The sequence below is a fragment of the Seohaeicola sp. 4SK31 genome (assembly GCF_028802875.1).
Lineage (GTDB): Bacteria > Pseudomonadota > Alphaproteobacteria > Rhodobacterales > Rhodobacteraceae > Seohaeicola.
Window position 1 is genome coordinate 16274 of sequence record NZ_JARAMP010000023.1, and the last position, 16179, is coordinate 32452.

14 protein-coding genes are annotated in these 16179 nt (G+C 65.5%); 7 read left to right on the forward strand and 7 right to left on the reverse strand.

Annotation, left to right across the window (positions count from 1 at the left end; translation table 11 throughout):
• Positions 1–5: 5 nt before the first annotated feature.
• The 3 genes from PVW27_RS17110 (at position 6) to blaOXA (ending at position 2558) form a co-directional block, all read left to right on the forward strand.
• Positions 6–1019, forward strand: coding sequence for a cytochrome d ubiquinol oxidase subunit II (locus PVW27_RS17110; RefSeq protein ID WP_432762092.1), 1014 nt, complete (start codon positions 6–8; stop codon positions 1017–1019).
• Positions 1020–1091: 72 nt separating this feature from the next.
• Entirely contained in the window at positions 1092–1694 is a 603-nt protein-coding gene (locus PVW27_RS17115) for a transglutaminase-like cysteine peptidase (protein ID WP_274559862.1), read from the forward strand.
• Between the two features lie 63 nt (positions 1695–1757).
• On the forward strand, positions 1758–2558 hold the full coding sequence (gene blaOXA / locus PVW27_RS17120) for a class D beta-lactamase (protein WP_274559863.1): 801 nt from the start codon (positions 1758–1760) through the stop codon (positions 2556–2558).
• Positions 2559–2642: 84 nt separating this feature from the next.
• Here the strand turns inward: blaOXA and PVW27_RS17125 are convergent, their stop codons facing one another.
• On the reverse strand, positions 2643–5012 hold the full coding sequence (locus tag PVW27_RS17125) for a YbcC family protein (protein WP_274559865.1): 2370 nt from the start codon (positions 5010–5012) through the stop codon (positions 2643–2645).
• A 4-nt stretch (positions 5013–5016) separates the two neighbouring features.
• A complete protein-coding gene (locus tag PVW27_RS17130; RefSeq protein ID WP_274559867.1) occupies positions 5017–6567 on the reverse strand; it encodes a proton-conducting transporter transmembrane domain-containing protein in 1551 nt (516 codons plus the stop codon).
• Positions 6568–6662: 95 nt separating this feature from the next.
• Here PVW27_RS17130 and PVW27_RS17135 point away from each other — a divergent pair, with 95 nt between their 5' ends.
• Positions 6663–7526: a LysR family transcriptional regulator gene (locus PVW27_RS17135; protein ID WP_274559869.1), complete on the forward strand. Its 864-nt coding sequence runs from the start codon at positions 6663–6665 to the stop codon at positions 7524–7526.
• Positions 7527–7696: 170 nt separating this feature from the next.
• Positions 7697–8794 (forward strand): TRAP transporter substrate-binding protein, encoded by a 1098-nt coding sequence (locus PVW27_RS17140; RefSeq protein WP_274559871.1) that lies wholly within the window; start codon positions 7697–7699, stop codon positions 8792–8794.
• Positions 8795–8873: 79 nt separating this feature from the next.
• Here PVW27_RS17140 and PVW27_RS17145 read toward each other — a convergent pair whose 3' ends face one another.
• Together PVW27_RS17145 and PVW27_RS17150 are read right to left on the reverse strand one after the other, a co-directional pair.
• Positions 8874–10262, reverse strand: a complete 1389-nt coding sequence (locus tag PVW27_RS17145; protein ID WP_274559873.1) for a TRAP transporter large permease — start codon at positions 10260–10262, stop codon at positions 8874–8876.
• Between the two features lie 5 nt (positions 10263–10267).
• A complete protein-coding gene (locus PVW27_RS17150) occupies positions 10268–10819 on the reverse strand; it encodes a TRAP transporter small permease subunit (protein WP_274559874.1) in 552 nt (183 codons plus the stop codon).
• 374 nt (positions 10820–11193) lie between these two features.
• Between PVW27_RS17150 and PVW27_RS17155 the strand changes: the two genes are divergently transcribed.
• Positions 11194–11805, forward strand: coding sequence for a hypothetical protein (locus PVW27_RS17155; RefSeq protein WP_274559875.1), 612 nt, complete (start codon positions 11194–11196; stop codon positions 11803–11805).
• A gap of 4 nt (positions 11806–11809) precedes the next feature.
• Here PVW27_RS17155 and yghU read toward each other — a convergent pair whose 3' ends face one another.
• The 3 genes from yghU to PVW27_RS17170 form a co-directional block, all read right to left on the reverse strand.
• Positions 11810–12676 carry a glutathione-dependent disulfide-bond oxidoreductase gene (gene yghU / locus PVW27_RS17160; protein WP_274559877.1) on the reverse strand — a complete coding sequence of 289 codons (867 nt, stop codon included), beginning with the start codon at positions 12674–12676 and terminating at the stop codon, positions 11810–11812.
• Positions 12677–12768: 92 nt separating this feature from the next.
• Positions 12769–13209 (reverse strand): ion channel, encoded by a 441-nt coding sequence (locus tag PVW27_RS17165; protein ID WP_274559879.1) that lies wholly within the window; start codon positions 13207–13209, stop codon positions 12769–12771.
• Positions 13210–13243: 34 nt separating this feature from the next.
• A complete protein-coding gene (locus PVW27_RS17170; protein WP_274559881.1) occupies positions 13244–15127 on the reverse strand; it encodes an acyl-CoA synthetase in 1884 nt (627 codons plus the stop codon).
• A 209-nt stretch (positions 15128–15336) separates the two neighbouring features.
• On the opposite strand from PVW27_RS17170, the gene PVW27_RS17175 reads away from it, so the two are divergent.
• Positions 15337–15873: a peroxiredoxin gene (locus tag PVW27_RS17175; RefSeq protein ID WP_274559883.1), complete on the forward strand. Its 537-nt coding sequence runs from the start codon at positions 15337–15339 to the stop codon at positions 15871–15873.
• The last annotated feature ends 306 nt before the right edge of the window (positions 15874–16179 follow it).

Genomic DNA, 16179 nt, shown 5'->3' on the forward strand with positions numbered 1-16179 from the left:
CCCCCATGACCGACATGCTTGGCGATCAGACCCTCACCCTGCCCGTGATCTTCGCCGCCCTGATGGGCCTCTCGATCCTGATCTATGTCGTCCTCGACGGCTTCGATCTGGGCGTGGGCATCCTCACCCCTCTGGCGGATGAGGCCCAGAAAGACCGCATGGTCGCCTCGATCGGCCCCTTCTGGGACGCGAACGAGACATGGCTGGTGATGGCCGTCGGCATCCTGCTGGTGGCCTTCCCGGCGGCGCATGGCGCGATCCTGACCGCGCTCTACCTGCCCGTCGCGATCATGCTGATCGGCCTGATCCTGCGCGGCACCGCCTTCGAGTTCCGCGCCAAAGTCGCCCTGCCCAAGAAGAACGCATGGAATATCGCCTTCTTCGCAGGCTCGATCATGACCTCTATGGCGCAGGGCTACATGCTGGGCTTTTACGTGATGGGTCTGGAACACAGCCTCGCCGCGCATGGCTTCGCGCTGCTCTCGGGCGTGTTCCTGACCGTGGGCTACAGCTTCATCGGCGCCTGCTGGCTGATCCTCAAGACCGAAGGCAGCCTGCAAAGGAAAGCCGTGTCATGGGCGCGCGGCGGCATCTGGGGCGTGATCCTGGGCGTGGGGGCCATTTCTCTGGCCACCCCGTTGGTCAGCGCCCGCATCTGGGAGCGGTGGTTCTCCGTGCCAGAATTCTTCCTCCTCGCCCCCCTGCCCCTGATGTCCGTCGCCGTCATCGTGGCGATCTGGGTCGTGCTGCGCCGCCTGCCCACCGCGAATGACAGCTTCGCATGGCTGCCCTTCGCGGGGGCCAGCGTGCTCTTCGTGCTGGCCTTCACGGGGCTGGCCTATTCCTTCTACCCCTATGTGGTGCCCGAAAGGCTGACCATCTACGAGGCCGCCTCCGCGCCCGAGAGCCTCTTCATCATCCTGATCGGCGCATTGGTCGTCTTCCCGATCATCGCGGCCTATTCGGCGCTCGCCTATTACATCTTCCGCGGCAAGGCCCGCGACCTGCGTTACGACTGAGCCCGCGCCCTGCAACGGTCACAGCACCGACAAGACGTTGTGACCGGACCGATCCGGGCGTAAGCTTCCGGCGTGCCGACAGAGATCAAAGCCAAGATGCGCCGCCCCACCAATCCGATGGCAATGACGATGGCGGGGCTCGTCGCAGCCTTCCTGTCGGGGAATGCGCCTGCACAAACCCCTTGCACCACCCTTGCCATCCCGGTCCTGCGCGTCGATCCCCCTCCCTCCCAATATGTCAGGTTCTGCACCGACCACCCGTCCGAATGTGCCCTGACGGGCGCGGCCGTCCTGCCCTTCAACCCCGCCCTGATCCGCCTGTTGTCCAGCGTGACCGCGGCGGTCAACAGCGACATTGATCTGGTTCCGGACCCTGATCGCGGGATCGAGGAAGACTGGGATCTGCCGCATGACTGCCAAGGTGACTGCGAAGACTTCGCTCTGGAAAAACGCCACCGCCTTGTCCAGTCCGGACTGCCCAGCGCCTCCCTCACAATGGCCATCGTCCAGCACGAAACGCGGCATTTCCCCCATGCCGTCCTCTTGGTCGAAACCGATGCCGGCACCTGGGTTCTTGACAACCTGTCCGACACCGTCATGTGCTGGGATGCCGTGCCCTACCACTTCGACAGACGCGAACAGCCGGGCGGGCAATGGTTGCGCTTCGCGCCTTAGCCACCGATGGACGGCCCGCGCCTTGCCCGCCATCCGACACGGCTCATCAACAGGAGGGTCGCCATGCGCGCAGCGGCTACAGTCATCGCCCTCATCCTCTGGGCAACCGCGCCCCTGCCCACACAGGCCAGCACCCTCTGCACGCTTCTGACAGACGCGCAGACAGGCGCCACCCTGCTGGAGCAGGGCGATTGCGCCACCCGCGTCACCCCGGCCTCGACCTTCAAGATCCCGCTCGCCGTCATGGCCTTCGACGCAGGAGTGCTGACCAGCCCCGACAGCCCCATCCTGTCCTTTCGCCCCGGCGACCCGGACTGGGGCGGCGCGCTGTGGATGCGTGACACATCCCCCGCCGACTGGATGCGTCATTCGGTGGTCTGGTATTCGCAACGCCTGACCCGCGCGATGGGCGCCGACAGCCTCACCCGCTACGCGCAGGACTTCGGCTATGGCAATGCCGATCTCTCCGGTGATCCCGGTTTCGACAACGGGCTGGAGCGGGCGTGGATCGCCTCCTCCCTGACCATCTCTCCACGCGAGCAAGCCGCCTTCCTGCGCGCGCTTCTGCGCGACGCCCTGCCCGTGACGCGCGCCGCCATGGCCCAAAGCCGCGCCCTGCTTGAAACCCATCAAAGCGCGGGCTGGAACCTGCACGGCAAGACCGGCACCGCCTATCCCCGCCGTGCGGATCGCAGCTTTGACTATGCGCGGGGCTGGGGCTGGTATGTCGGCTGGGCGACGCAGGCCGACCAGAGCGTGATCTTCGTCCGCCTCACACAGGCCAGCCACCGCAGGACCGTGTCCCCCGGCATCCTGACCCGCGACGGCCTCCTGCAAGACTGGCCGACCCTCGCCCCCCGCTAGGGCGAAACCCGCCGCGCCCCCTTCACCGTTCCCCAAATACTCACAACTGCTCAGGGGGCGGTTCAGGCGCGACGGGGCTTTGCGTCACGCCGCCTGCGACAGCCCCGTGCCATGCGCCAGCAGGGTCCATCCGCCCGCCTCATAGCGGCGCACGGCGCCCTCGGCCGCATCCGATGCGATCAGCGCCAGCCAGCCATTGTCGAACAGCGCCTTCACGCCGGGATGACGCTCCAGAATGTCCGAAATCGCCGCAACCGGGGCCTCGATCATCACGGTCAGCCGCAGCGGGTCGTGGCGCAACATCTCGCCGTCATGCACCGATTGCCACGGCAGGCCCGCGCGCAGCATCCCGCCATTGCCCTCGATCACCCCGATCCCGCCGGTCACGTTATGCAGCAGCTTGTTGCCCGCACCATAAGCCGCGGGTGCCACCGAGGATCCGTAATACTGCAACGAGATCCAGCTCGCCACCACCACAGGCGCGGTCATGATCAGTTCCAGCACGCCAAAGCCGGTGTCCGCCTGCCAGTCATAATCATGCAGGAAGGCCCGCCCGCCCAGATCAACGCGCAGCGTATGGCCGCGCGGGGCCGCGATGAAGGCGGCACAGCCCGCCAGACCCCATTCCGGCCGCAGCTCCGACCAGTCACCGCCGCGCAGGGCCATCGCCTCGGGACTGTGCGCCCGTGGCAACCGCGCGGCGCGCTCGGTCCGCGCGATGGCCCCGGCCCGGTCCAGCGCCACCCGCAGCCGCGCCAGATCGGCGGCATGCTCCGGCAGGGGCGCATCCTCGAACAGCGTCACCTTGTCCGACACCGTGTCATGCAGCCCCGCGACAAAGCGCGTCTCCTGCGGAACCTCGATCCCTTTCGCCACCAAGCCCGCGCGCACCGCATCATCGTTCAGCAGCCCCGCCAGCAGCCGCGCGTTCACATCGCCCGCATGCCCGCCACAGGCCCCGCATTGCAGCGCGCTGGCATGGGGCGCATTGGTTACCCCGGCACCATGCCCCGCGATCAGCACCAGCCGTGCGAACCCGGTCGTCAGCGACATCGCCCCAAGGATCGCCGCCGCCGCATCGACCTGCGCGGCCAGCGGCAGATCGGCCACCGGGGCCGGGTCCTGCGCCACCGGCTTGGCCCGCGCCACGGTATCCTTCAGCAGCTTGCCCACATAAAGCGGCCCCGCCGCCTCGACAAAGGCAAAGGCCGAGACCGAGGCCATGCGGAACCGTCCCCAGGCGCGCGTGGCACGGGCACTGATCCGCTGGCCCAGATCATCATCCGCCCAGCCGCGCGATTCCGTGGCGACACCGGGCTTGAGCAGAACCGGCGCCCGCGCCTCGATCACATCCGAGGCAAAGCCCCGATGCGCCGCCGCCAGCCCGAAGAACCCGGCAAAACCGATGGTCTGGATGCCCGCATCCGTCCCCTCCAAGGCGCGCCGGAACACTTCCGACCGCACGTCGATGCAGAAGGCCGCCTGAATGGCGGGCGGCATCTCGACCGCGGGGCTGGGTTGCGCCGCCAACCGCGACAGAAGCCGCGCCTCCTCGGACCGCTCCAGCGCATCCTGCAACGCCTCGTCGATCAGATCGTCCTGATCGGGAACCACAGGGGTTGCAAAGCGGACCAAGGCCCCCTCCCACCCTTTGGCCAATTGCGGGCCATGGGCCTCCAGCAGCAGCATGTCCCAGATCATCCGGATCACCAGCATCTCGAACAGCACCGTGTCGCGCCCGCCATCCCGCGCTGCCAGCCAGTCGATATGCCGCGCATATTGCCCCCAGCCCTGCAAATCCATCAACAGCCGCTGGAAATAGGTCCGCGCGTTCCACGGCGTCACCCCCAGGGCCTGACAGGCCTGGGCAAAGGCCGCGCGCGGGTCCTGCGGCAGCGCCGCGACGCGACCGCATATCCCCGGCAGACCCGCGATCCCCGGCAAAAGATCCCGGGTCGCGAAGGCCTTCCATGAGGCATAGGCCGATCCATCCGGTGCCGGCCACAAGGCTTGCCCCTGATCGAAATGCGCCGCCGCCCATGTCCCGATCCGGTCCTCGACCAGTTCCGCCAACCGCTGCCCCGTCTGCGCCGCAGCCAGTTCGGCCACCGTCGGCAAGGGCGCGGGCTGCGGCGTGGGCCGCGTCAACGCGGCCTCGATTTCGGCCATGCGCAAACCGCGCGCCTGCGCCGCGGCTTGCAGCGTGGCCCGGTCCATCCGGCCCTCGGCCAAAGCTGCGGCATAATCCGCCCGGTCGCGGAAGATGCGGATACCCGCCACCCGCGCCAGAAGGGCCGCCGTCTGCGCCCGCCCCTGCCCGGCCTGCCCCAGAAAGGGATTGACCGCGACCGTCGCCGCCAAGGGAAAGGCGGGCGGGATCAGCGTGGCGGCCTCATGCGCGGCGGCAAAGATTTCCAGCTGAGGCCCGGTGAAAAGCTGCGAAGGGGTCGTCATGGCATCATCCTTTCGACGCGCGCCACTGACCGATCAGCCGGTCCGTCAGCGCATTGAGGTAAAGTCCATTCATCAGATGCACCCGCAGGCCCATGGCCGCCGGATGCCCCGCCCATAGCGGGAAAGTCGCCTGCGCGACCGAGGCCAGCCCGAAACTGGCCAGCGCCAGCACCAGCGTCGCCCAGATCAACCCATCAGGGGCCGGCGGCAGCGGCAGCGTGCCCGCCGCCAGCGCCGTGATCCCGGTCTGCAGCGAGAAATAGGCCACCGTCGCCGCCCCCGACATCGCCACCGTGCGGATCGTCAGCGGCCACGGCGCCAGATCCGCCAGACCCTGCGCGATCAGATAGGCCACCCCGAAGATCAGGATCGCCCCCAGCGCCACGGTCTGCGGCGGCTTGTCCATGATCCCGAACAGCACCCCGACCGCGCCATAGATCACCAACGCCAGCCCAAAGGCCCGCATCACCGCGCGCAGATCAGGCACCGCCACCGGACCGGGTCGCCGGATGCGCGCCACCTGCTCGACCGCCCCGCCCGAAGCCAGAAAGGCATGCGCCTTGTAAAGCGAATGGGCCACGATATGCAGCAGGGCCAGCGGGAACAGCGCCAGACCGATCTGCAAGACCATGAACCCCATCTGCGCGCAGGTGGACCAGGCCAGCGCCGTCTTGACCGATGGCTGCGTCAGCGCCACCGCCGCGCCCACCAGCGCGCTGAACCCGCCGATCAGCGCCAACAGCGCCAGCACACCGGGGGCCGCCAGCAACACATCGGCAAAGCGGATCAACAGAAAGCCGCCCGCATTCACCACACCTGCATGCAGCAGGGCGGATACAGGCGTCGGCGCCTCCATCACTTCCGTAAGCCAGCCATGCGTCGGGATCAGCGCCGACTTGAACACCGCCGCCACCGCCAGCAGCAGCGCCGCCAGCCACAGCGTGCCCGGCACCTGCCCCGCCTGCACGGCCGCCGCGATCACGCCGATATCGGCCGTCCCGAAGCCGTGGATCAGCACCCCGGCCGCAACCAGCAAGGCCGTCGTGCCCGCGATCCCGCTCAGGGTCTTTTTCCGCGCCGCCCGCTGCGCGCGGGGCCGGTCCGGATAGAACAGCAACAGACGATGCAGCCCGACGCCCACCACAGCCCAAGCCAGCACCAGTTGCACCAGATTGCCCGCACTCACCAGCAGCAGCACCGCCGCCAGCGTGGCCGACATCGTCGCCATGAAATGCCCCTGTCCGCCCTCGCCGTCCAAGGCGGTGCGCGCATAGCGCAGCACGATCCAGCCCACAAAGGACACCGTGCCCAGCATCGCGACCGACACGATGTCGATCCGCACGGAAAACGCCAATCCCAGCGGACCGGGCAGACCGGCTGTCGACGGCCCCTGCAACGCCAACATCACCGCGGCCCCGACAGCCGCAAGGATCGCCACGCAGGCCGCAGCTTCGGGCAGGCGCAGCCGCGCGCCCTCGCGCGCCACCGGCCGCAGCACCAGATCAAGGGCCACCAGCGCAAGGACAAGCGGGCCAAGGTAGGGAAGAAATGTCATGTCATCTGCTCCTGAAGAAACTGCCCTCAGGTAACATCGCCAGATTGCTTTAAAAAATTCATTGTTTTTACAATATCGTTCTGTTTAGTAAATATATGGCTGATCTCAACTATCATCATCTGCGCTATTTCCGCGAAGTCGCGCATGAGGGAAATCTGACCCGCGCAGCCGGGCGCCTGAACCTGTCGCAATCCGCTTTGTCCATCCAGATCAAACAGTTGGAGGATCGGCTGGGCCATCCACTCTTCACCCGTGCCGGGCGGCGGCTGACTCTGACCGAAGCGGGGCGGATCGCGCTCGACCACGCTGACCGCATCTTCGGCGCGGGCGAGGAACTGATCGCCACCCTGCGCCAGACGGGCGAGGCGCGCCAGACCCTGCGCATCGGCGCCCAGTCGACGCTCTCGCGCAACTTTCAGCTGGCCTTCCTGCGCCCCGCGCTCGCCTCCGGCGAGACCGAGATCATCCTGCGGTCCGGCAGCAATGCCGTGCTGATGGAGGCGCTGGCCGATCTGGCGCTCGATGTGGTGCTGACAAACGAGCCGCCGCATCGCGAGGGCGGGCTGGACCTCATCACCCATCGCCTCGACGAACAGCCCATCGGGCTCTATGGCACACCCGCGCGCATGCACCATCCCTCACTGGCCGCGATGCTGACGCATGAGCCTGTCATCCTGCCATCCGAAAGCACGATCCGCAGCGGCTTTGACAGCCTTGTCGCACGGCTGGGCATCACCGCCCGCATCGTGGCCGAGGTGGACGACATGGCCATGGTCCGCCTTCTGGCGCGCGAGGATGTGGGCCTCGCCATCGCCCCTGCCGTCGTTCTGACCGACGAGATCCGCGCAGGGCTTCTGCAATCCGCCCCCTTCGCGCTCGACATCGTCGAAGGCTTCTACGCCGTCACCGCGCGGCGCAGCTTCCCCCATCCCCTGCTGCGGACCCTGCTGGACGGCTGATCCCCGCTGTCAAGGACCAACCCCGCGCTCTGGTTGAGAATTATCCCCCTGATCAAGGCGAAGAAACCGTCTGGGTTGAATTGCGTCCCCCCGGCTGGTCGCCTATATACGGCCCGTCCTTGGTCTCGGGACGTCACGAGACCGTGTCCTGATAGGGAGAGAGTAACATCATGGATCGTCGTTCATTTCTGAAAACCTCGGCGCTGGGTGGCACCGCTGCCGCCGCAAGCACCCTGGCCGCCCCCGCCATCGCACAGGGCAACATCACCTGGCGCATGGTCACCACATGGCCCAAGAACTTCCCCGGCCTTGGAATCGGCGCGCAGCGTCTGGCCGACCGCATCACTGCCGCCACCGATGGCGCGCTGACCGTGCAGCTTTTCGCCGCCGGCGAAATGGTCCCCCCGCTGCAAGCTCTGGACGCCGTCATCGACCAGACCGCCGAGATGAGCCACGGTGCCGCCTACTACTGGCAGAACAAATCCGTCGCCCTGTCCTATTTCACCGGCGTGCCCTTCGGCATGACCTCGCGCGAACTGACGGCCTGGGTCCGCCACATGGGCGGTCAGGAACTCTGGGACGAGATCTATGACCAGTTCGGCCTGCAAGGCTTCCTGTCGGGCGACACCGGCACACAGGCCGGCGGCTGGTTCCGCAACGAACTGACCGGCGTCGAAGACGTGCAGGGTCTGCGCTTCCGCACCCCCGGTCTGGGTGGTCAGGTCTGGCAGAAGATCGGCGCATCCGTGACCAACATGGCCGCCGGCGAGATCTTCGCAGCCCTGCAATCCGGCGCGCTCGATGCCGCCGAATTCGTGGGCCCCTACAACGATCTGGCCCTCGGCTTCCACCAGGTCTGCAAGCACTACTACACCTCCTCCTTCACCGAGCCGGGTCTGGCGACCGAACTCGTCGTGGATAAGGCCAAGTTCCAGGCCCTGCCCGCGAACATTCAGGAGATCGTGCGCAGCTGCTGTGCCGCCGAATATGACAACACCGCCGCCGACTTCGCCGCGAATGACCCGCGCGCGCTGCAAACGCTGGTGAACGATCACGGTGTGACGCTGCACTCCTCCTTCCCGGACAGCATCCTTGAAGGCGCCGCCAAGGCCGCAGCCGAGATCATCACCGAACTGCGCGACAGCAGCGACCCGCTGGTCAAGCGCACCACCGAAAGCTTCATCGAATCGCTGAACATCGTGCGTCAAAAGACCGAAGGCACCGATGCGGGCTTCGTCGCCGCGCGCGAGAAGTATTTCAAGATCTGATCCGTTCAGATCACGCAAACAAAAGGCCCGGAGGAAACTCCGGGCCTTTTTCCGTGTCACACGATCCCGCGCGCCTGCGTCAATACAGAACCGACGGCAGCCATGTCACGATACCGGGGAAGATGAACAACAAGGCAATCGCCACGATCTGCAGGATCACGAAGGGCACCGCGCCGCGATAGATCTGCATGGTCGAGATCGAATTCGGCGCCACGCCCCGCAGGTAGAACAGCGCAAACCCGAAGGGCGGCGTCAGGAAGGACGTCTGCAGGTTCACCCCCACCATCACCCCCAGCCAGACCGGATCGATTTCCAGCCCCAGCAGCACCGGCGCCGTGATCGGGATCACGATGAAGATGATCTCGAACGTGTCCAGAATGAAGCCCAGCACGAACATGATCACCATGACCGCGATCATCGCCCCCGTGGCGCCACCGGGCAGCCGTGTCAGGAACTCCTCGACCAGATTGTCGCCCCCCATCTGGCGGAACACGATGGCAAAGATCGACGCCCCGAACAGGATGACAAAGATCATCGAGGTGATCGTCGCCGTCGCCACCGCCGTCTGGCGCAGCACGCCAAAGCTCAACCGCCAGCGCAGCGCCGCCAGAAGCGTGGCCCCCACAGCCCCGACCGAGGCCGCCTCGGTCGGCGTGGCGATCCCGCCCAGGATCGACCCCAGCACGGCCACGATCAGCGCCAGCGGCGGCACGAAGGCGGTCATGATCTCGCGCCCCAGATCCTTGCGATCCTCGGGCGCCACGGGCGTCGCCGGGCAGCTTGTCGGATCGGTGATCGCCTTGAACACGATGAAGCCCAGATACAGCCCCACCAACAGCAGCCCCGGAAAGAACGCCCCCGCGAACAGATCCCCCACTGACACCGACGTGGGCGCGAAATTGCCCTTGGACATCTGCACCTGCGAATGGATGCCAGCGATCATGTCGCCCATGAAGATCAGCACCGTGGAGGGCGGAATGATCTGCCCCAGCGTGCCGCTTGCACAGATCACACCCGTCGCCAGCGCAGGCCTGTAGCCCGCCTTCAGCATCGCCGGCAGCGAGATCAGGCCCATCGTGACCACCCTCGCGCCCACCACCCCCGTGGATGCCGCCAGCAGCGCCCCCACGATGACCACCGAAATGCCAAGCCCGCCACGCAGATTGCCGAACAGCTTGCCCATGGTCAGCAGCAATTGCTCGGCGATGCTGGACCGCTCCAGCATCACGCCCATGAAGATGAACAGCGGCACCGCCACCAGCACCTCATTGGTCATGTAACCGATATACCGTCCCGCCAGCGCGCCGAAATTGGACGGATCAAAGACGCCATATTGCATCCCGATCAGCGCAAAGATCAACGATGTGCCGCCAAGGGTGAAGGCCACCGGAAAGCCCAGCATGAGCATCCCGATGACACCGAAAAACATCAGACCCGCAAGGATCTCGCCGATAAGCACAGGATCCATTGCGATCACTCCGTCTCGTATTTGTAGCGGAAATCTTCCGGGATCAGATCCTCGCGCCGCGCCAGGATCAGGATCGACCGGATCAGCATGGCGATCCCCTGCATCGCAACCAATCCGGCAAAGGCCAGAATGAAGCTCCGCAGCACGAACAGCCCCGGCATCCCGCCGACATTGGCCGAGGCCTCGAACCGCCCCCAGGACCGCATCACATTGGTGAAGGAATAGGTCCAGACGATATACATGAAGGGCAACAGGAAGATCAGCACGCCGATCAGGTCCATGATTGCCTTCGCCCGGGTCGAGGCCGTGCGAAAGAAGATGTCCACCCGCACATGATCATTGCGATACAGCGCAAAGGCCGCCACGGCCGTGAACATGGCCCCGTTCATCCAGACATACAGATCCTGCATCCAGAGCCGCGTGTTGCCAAAGAAATACCGCTCGATCACCACCCAGAAACACACAGCGAAAATGCCCACGGCCAGCCACGAGAATGTATGGCCCACGATGATGTTGATCCGGTTGATCACCCGCATCAGGATGGCAAGATATGCCACGTCGGTTCCTCCTTCTGATCCCCTCGGCAGCCCGCGCCACCTTGGGAAAGGGACAGTGCCCCTTCCCGCTCGGCCCCAGCGTATGGGCTGTCTGGCCCCCTCTCGTCAACCGCAATCCGACTGAAATCATCGGCTTTCCGGACCGCCACGCGGCGCGCCTCAGGTGCGGGACAGGGCAGATGGGCTGGCCACGCGCGGGCCGTCTTTCGCCGACAAGGACAGTCGCGGCCCACAGGATGCGACGCCCCGAAACTGCCTGAAAAACAGGCAACACCGCCACAGAACAAGGCAACGGTGCCGCGTCCCCCCTTGCCTTGGCAGGCCGGGTCACGCCATCCTCTGCCCGGAACAGCAGCCACGCCATCAGGTCCGCCATGACATCCCCGTCCACGCCGCCCGGCATCGGGCACAATCAGGACCCCGCCCCGGTCAGCCTGTGGCATAAGCACATGTGGGAACGCGCCCGCGCCGAACAGCCGGACCGACGCCTGCCGCTGGCCGTGGTCAGGATGCGGATGGCGCGGGCCGCGGAACTGGGAATGGGCTATGCTGAATATGCCGCCCTCTATCGCACGGCGGGGCGCGATCCGGCGGGGCTTCTCTTCACCCCCGGCGCGCTGCACCTGCGTCTGAAACGGCGGCTGGAAATCCCCGATACCGTGCGCAGCCATCTGGCGCGACTGGGGACCTGTCATCTGCTGGCCCTCGCGCCCGAGGGCGAACACCCCACGGAATTTCTGGAAGAACTGCGCGAGGTGTCGAACCTGCCCTTCGCGGCGGCGGCGGCCATGCCTGCGGCCACGGCGCCCTGGCCGGTGCTGGCCAGCGTCGTGCGCGCCGCACTCGACCCGCTGCGCCTGCCCGGCACGGCCATCGCCCTCATCGGCGCGGCGGCCTCCGAGGCGCGGCTTTGCGACAGCCTTGTCACGGCGGGGCGGCTGGCAGGCGTGCTGGACCGCGACGCCTATTTCCGCCCCGCCGCCTGACGGATCAGGCTGTTTCGTTCGCGATCTTGTCCTGCGTGCGCAGATCGAAATCGCTGGCGTCATGGCGCTCGTGCAGTTGCAGCTCCGGCTCGCCGAAGGCCCGGTTCACCATCCGCCCGCGCTTGACCGCAGGGCGCGCGTCGATCTTTTCCGCCCAGGCGACAACATGCGTGTACGAGGCCACGTCCAGGAACTCGGCCGCATTGTAAAGCCGCCCCAGCACCAACTGCCCATACCAGGCCCAGATCGCCATGTCGGCAATCGTATACTCATCCCCCGCCATATAGGCATGATCCGCCAGATGCCGGTTCAGCACGTCCAGCTGGCGTTTGGCCTCCATCGCGAAACGGTCGATGCAATATTCGATCTTCTCGGGCGCATAGGCGTAGAAATGGCCAAAGCCACCGCCCAGATAAGGCGCGCTGCCCATCTGCCAGAACAGCCATGACAGGCACTCGGTCCGCGCCGCGTGATCCAAAGGCAGGAACGCCCCGAATTTCTCCGCCAGATACAGCAGGATCGCCCCGGATTCGAACACCCGCTGGGGTTTGTCGCCACTGTGATCCATCAGCGCCGGGATCTTGGAATTCGGATTCACCTCAACGAACCCGCTGCCGAACTGGTCGCCCTCGTTGATGCGGATCAGCCAGGCGTCATACTCGGCCCCCGTGTGACCTGCGGCCAGCAATTCCTCGAACATCACCGTGACCTTCACGCCATTGGGCGTGGCCAGCGAATACAGCTGGAACGGATGCTTGCCGACCGGCAGCGCCTTGTCATGGGTCGCGCCTGCGGTGGGTTTGTTGATATTGGCGAACTGGCCGCCATTGCCGGGTGTCCATGTCCACACTTTGGGGGGGGTATAGCTCATCTCTCACTCTCGCTTCGTTACGGGGTCTGGCCGCAACCTAGGCCAAGCTGCGACAAAGTGCACCCCTTCCCCGAACGCAGTTGCGTGAGGACTCAGTGCTCCCTTTCCGGATGCCAATAGCGCTGCATCATCAGATAGGTGAAAGAGGCCGACCACGTGATCAGCGGGAACCCGTTCAAGGCTTCCAACCCCACGATGATGCGGATGGGCCCGACAGGGTGCACCTCGCCAATCCCCAGCGTGGTGTAACTTGTCAGCGAGAAATAGAAATAATCCGTCACCGTCCCGGTAAACAGCCCCTCGATGCTGCCGAACACCGGAAAGTGCAGCAGCGCGGCATAGGCCGCCGCATATAGCCCCACCTCAAGGATATGCCCGATCAGACAGGCCACGATCACCACCAGAACGCGCTGCCGCGCCCGGATGGGCAGATCCGGCAGCATCTTGCCCGTGATACGCAGAACCTCGTAATGGATCAGAACGGTGGCCCCGATCAGGACCAAAGCCATCAGCCCGGTCACCAGCAGGATCATGCAGCCCGCCCCAACACCTCAGGCCGCGGCCTGATCACTCGGCCCATTCCCAAGGCCGGGTGAAGGCCCCCAGAACATGCCCCACTTCCTCGTCATGCACCACGCCGGTGCGCCGCACCCGCGCCACCAGACCGCGCTTCTTGTCGTCCACGACCTCCACGACCTGCGCGTTCATCTTCGCCTCGTCCAGCGCGGCATTGTAGACACGCGTGATCGCACGCTTGCGCAGATCGGGCTTGAACACCTTGCCCACCGCCGTTTTCGGCAGTTCCGCCAGAACTTCGACATGTTTCGGCTGCGCCGCCCGCTCATGCACATGCACGCGGCAATGCTCGACCAGTTCCGCCCCCGTCACGGTCGCGCCCGCCACCAGTTCGACATAGGCGCAGGGCAATTCCCCCGCATGGGCATCCGGCTGTCCGATCGCGCCCGCAAAGGCCACGTCCTTATGCGCCAGCAAGGCCTCCTCGATCTCGGCGGGGTCGATATTGTGCCCGCCCCGGATGATCAGATCCTTGGCCCGCCCCGTGATCCACATATAGCCATCCGGGTCGATCCGGCCCAGATCGCCGGTCCGCAGATACTTGCCATAATGGTAAAGATCGCGGTTCTTGTCCTCTTCGGTATAGGTGTTGCCCGCCCAGACACCGGGGCTGGCGATACAGATCTCGCCCACCTCGTCCACCGCGCAATCCACCACATCGCCGCCCACGGTCTTGAGGATCTTCACATCCGTATAGGGGAAGCGGATACCGACCGACCCCACCTTCTTCTCGCCATCCACCGGGTTCACGGACACAAGGCAGGTCGCCTCGGTCAGACCATAGCCCTCGACGATGGTCACCCCCGTCGCCGCCTCGAACCGCTTGAACAGTTCCAGCGGCAGCGGCGCCGAGCCCGAGAACGAGGTCTTCACACTCGACACATCCGCATTGACCGGCCGCTGCATCAGCGCCGAAATCGCGGTGGGCACGGTGATGATGAAGGTGATCTTCCAGCGCTCGATCAGCTTCCAGAAATTGTCGAACACGCCTTCCCCGCGATATCCCGCAGGCGTCGGAAACACCACATGCGCGCCGGATTTCACCACCGCCATCAGGATCACATGACAGGCGAACACATGAAACAGCGGCAAGGGGCAGATCACGTTATCCTCCGGCGTGAACAGCAAGGTGCCCCCCAGCCAGCCGTTATAGATGATCCCCGAATAGCGATGCTGCGCCACCTTGGGCATGCCCGTCGTGCCGCCCGTGTGGAAATAGGCCGCGACCCGGTCCCCCGCACTGTCGGCAAAGGACAGCGTCTTGGACTGGCGCGCCACCTCGGCGTTGAAATCCTTGACATCGGCATGATGGTTGCCGGGGTTCTTGGGCCGCACCAGCGGCACGATCCACGATTTCGGCGGCGTCAGATAGCGGTTCAGATCGACCTCAAGCACCGTATGCACGCCGGGTGCATGGCGCACGGCCTCGGCCGTCTTTTGCGCCACATCGGTCTTGGGAAAGGCTTTCAGCGTGACCACGACCTTCGCCTTCGTCTCCCGCAGGATCGAGGCGATCTGTTCGGGTTCCAGCAGCGGGTTGATCGGGTTGATGATCCCCGCAATCGCGCCCCCCAGAATGGTCAGCACCGTCTCGTTGCAATTGGGCAGGACACAAGCGACCACATCCCCCTCGCCGATCCCCAATGACCGGAACAGGTTCGCCGTCTGACAGGTCTTCTCATGCAGCTGCGTCCATGTCAGCGTCTCCGCCTTGTCGGTCGGCCCGCTCAGCAGTTGAAAGGTGACAGCCTTGCCCAAAGGCACCTTGTCCCGCGTCTGGGACAGCATCTGGTAAAGCGTCTTGGGCACGTCCCGGTCAGCCCAGGGCATTTCCTGCTCAAGCGCAAGCGTATCGGCAACAGATGCAAAACCCATCTCGGTCCTCCCACTAGGGCCGCATGGCGGCCCGCACCTCATCCTCGGGGTATAATGTGAAAGGGTTTGCGTCAGGTTACAAGTGTTCAGCACCAAAGGTGGCGTGACGTTAGCATGGCTTGCGTCATCCGGAACGGCCCGCCGCCCCCTCTCGCGCCCGGTGTTGCGCCATGCTACCACGACCCCATCAGCAAGAGGAGGAAGACCCCATGACCCCATCCCGTGTTCCCGAAGCCCTGTTTCGCACGCGGGTGCGCAATCCCGCACTGCCCGGTGACAACCCCTTTGAATGGCGCGACGTCACCACCGCCGAGGTTTTCGCAGGCAAGCGCGTGGTCCTCTTCGCCGTCCCCGGCGCCTTCACCCCGGCCTGTTCCGAAAGCCACCTGCCCGGCTTCGAACGGCTCCATGACGACTTCATCGCCCTTGGCGTGGACGAGGTGATCTGCCTTGCCGTCAATGACGCCTTCATCATGCACCAATGGGCGCGCAGCCAGAGCATCGCAAAGGTCCGCATGCTGCCCGATGGAAATGGCGAATTCACCCGCAAGATGGGCATGCTGGTGGACCGCTCCAGCACCGGTATGGGCCTGCGCAGCTGGCGCTACGCCATGCTGGTCGAGGATGGCGAGATCGTGAAGCTCTTCGCCGAACCCGAGCTGCGCGACAACCCGCCCGGCGTGCCGGTCACCGTCTCGGACGCGCAAACCATGCTGGATTTTATCCGCAGTCAATACGCACCGTAGGGTGCGTGCTTGCACGCACCCTTTGTTGATGCGGAGGGCGGGACGTGGTGCGTGCTTGCACGCACCCTACGGCTACCGTCACCCGGCAATGCCAGCGGATCGGCAGGGTTGCGTCACCGGGGATATGGGCATCGTGGCCACAAAACACCCGTGACACGCTGGCCGCCCGCCCCCCACCCCGCAGCACAGTCCACCGGTTGATCCGATGCCGCCAGTTGGGACTCGTGACCACGCCTGACCGGCGGCTGATCGCGCGGCCGCTCGCGGATGTTTCACCCAATCAACCGTTGAAAACCCGCAGCCACT